Genomic DNA, 770 nt, shown 5'->3' with positions numbered 1-770 from the left:
AATCATAACCACCCTTCAAAAGGGTGGTTTGCACCAGGGCTATAAGCCCTTAACACCGGCCAGCGCCTAAAGACGCTGGCTCTCTCATTTCATGTTCAAGCCATATTGCCTTTGCCACTTTTGCCCACCTTTAAAAAGGTATTTGTATTACTCTCTAACCCTTGAAAGGGTCTTCGTATTCTCGAACGCTCAATTTATCTAGTGCTATATCATGTTTTTCTTGTTCTTGAATGTATTTTCTTATGGTCACTTCATTCAATCCCACTGTACTTACATAATACCCTTCTGCCCAAAAATGTCGGTTCCCAAATTTATATTTTAAATTCGCATGTTTGTCAAAAATCATTAACGCACTTTTTCCTTTTAGATAACCCATAAAACTGGACACACTTATTTTAGGTGGAATACTCAATAATAGATGAACGTGATCTGGCATCATGTGCCCTTCCAATATTTCTACTCCTTTATATTTACATAATCGTTTGATAATCTCTTGAATACTTGATCGATATTGATTATAAATGATTTTTCTTCTATACTTTGGTGTGAATACAATGTGGTATTTGCATAGCCACTTTGTATGGGCTAAACTATTTGCTTTAGTAGCCATTTCTTATCCCTTCCTTTCGTTATCAATATGACCTGAACAATCATATTTTAACGATTTGAAGGGCTTTTTGGTAGAACCCTTTATTCCCCACCCGCATAGCAGGTGGTTTTATGTTTCACTCGCTTTGCGAGCTCAACTAGGTCTAAAGACAATAATAAAA

General features: G+C 36.5%; 1 protein-coding gene. It reads right to left on the bottom strand.

Features of this window, described 5'->3' with window-relative positions; all coding sequences use genetic code 11:
- Window positions 1-154: 154 nt before the first annotated feature.
- A complete protein-coding gene (gene tnpA / locus G7Y42_RS14890) occupies window positions 155-610 on the bottom strand; it encodes an IS200/IS605 family transposase (RefSeq protein WP_165007738.1) in 456 nt (151 codons plus the stop codon).
- Between the last annotated feature and the right edge of the window lie 160 nt (window positions 611-770).

The organism is Enterococcus sp. ZJ1622, assembly GCF_011038845.1.
GTDB lineage: Bacteria > Bacillota > Bacilli > Lactobacillales > Enterococcaceae > Enterococcus_B.
Note: the sequence above shows the minus strand (reverse complement) of the source record. Positions and strands in the feature narration are given on the sequence as shown.

Coding starts and splice junctions, on each gene's coding strand:
- tnpA (WP_165007738.1), bottom strand. CDS start 610: ATGGCTACTAAAGCAAATAGTTTAGCCCATACAAAGTGGCTATGCAAA.